We start from the raw sequence: 1165 nt of genomic DNA, 5'->3' as shown, positions 1-1165 counted from the left end.
TAAAATGTACCCTTTGTAAAGGACAATTATAAAAAAAGCCTAAGCTGCTTGTTGAAGCTGTCGTCTGTATTCTGCAGGCGGCAGCTTTTTCAAGTTCCACTGCCCGCGATAATGGTTATAGTACGTCATATAACTCTTGATTTCCCGCCTAACTTCTTCCATTGTCTCACAATCTTTTATATTGGTTTCATCCTTGAAGTGACCGAAAAATGATTCCTGTGGAGCATTATCCCAACAGTTCCCTCTGCGTGACATCGATTGTCCTAACCCCATTTTCTTCACTGCTGCCTGATACTTTGGGTTTGTATAATGAAATCCTTGATCTGAATGTATAAAGGCATCTGTCATTAAATGACGATGTTTCTTTAGTTTGCGAAGCGTATTCATTGCGATCTCCAAACCTAACGAAGAAGAAACTTCATAGGCTAAAATTTCATTCGTTTGGGCGTCTTTAATCGTTGACAAGTAAGCACGTTTGCCATTTCCATATGTCAAATAGGTGATGTCGGTCAATAATACCTTTCCAGCCACCCCTTGCTTAAACTCACGTTGTAACGTGTTTTCACATGTGCGGTGCTCTTTCGTCGCCTTTGCCATACGACGTGCTGGGTTGGCTTTGCGGATGGGACAGATGATATCGAATTTTTTCATAATCCGGCGAATGCGTTTTAGGTTATATGTAATGCCGTACTGATTTTCGAGTGTCATTTTAATTTGGCGTGCTCCTTTTTTTCGTCCTCGAAAATGATAGGCCTTTAAAATGATTTCCTTTACAACTTCGTCTGCCTGTTCGCGAGCGGCACGTTTCTGTTTAGATTTCTCTCCAAAGTGCCTATAGTAGCCCGAACGCGATACCTCCATAAGTTCGCATAAGTAGCTCACCAAACGTGCTAATTTATACTTTTGGATGGTGAAATTAATTAGTTCATATTTTAGCGTCGTTTGGATTGTGATTTCTTTTTCATCATCTGCCTTTCGAGTAGATCGAGCTTTTTTAACAGTTCATTTTCCGCCTGTAATAAGCGGTTTTTCGCTTCTAGACGTTCAATCTTTTCTTCGGATGTCAAGTCGCGTTCTGATGGACGGCCTGAATTGGTTTTTCGTGTGTCTTGTAAGCCTTCCACTCCGCTTTTTCTATAGGCGGCACGCCAACGCTTTCCTGCCG

At 41.6% G+C, this 1165-nt stretch carries 1 pseudogene; it reads right to left on the bottom strand.

The annotated features are described in order from the left end of the window. Positions 1-39: 39 nt before the first annotated feature. A pseudogene (locus CSV70_RS16275) lies at positions 40-1165 on the bottom strand (IS3 family transposase); the annotation flags it as partial.

The sequence above is a fragment of the Sporosarcina sp. P25 genome (assembly GCF_002743235.1).
Taxonomy (GTDB): Bacteria; Bacillota; Bacilli; order Bacillales_A; family Planococcaceae; genus Sporosarcina; species Sporosarcina ureae_B.
The sequence above is the reverse complement of the archived record's forward strand: the minus strand, read 5'-3'. Positions and strand labels throughout refer to the sequence as shown.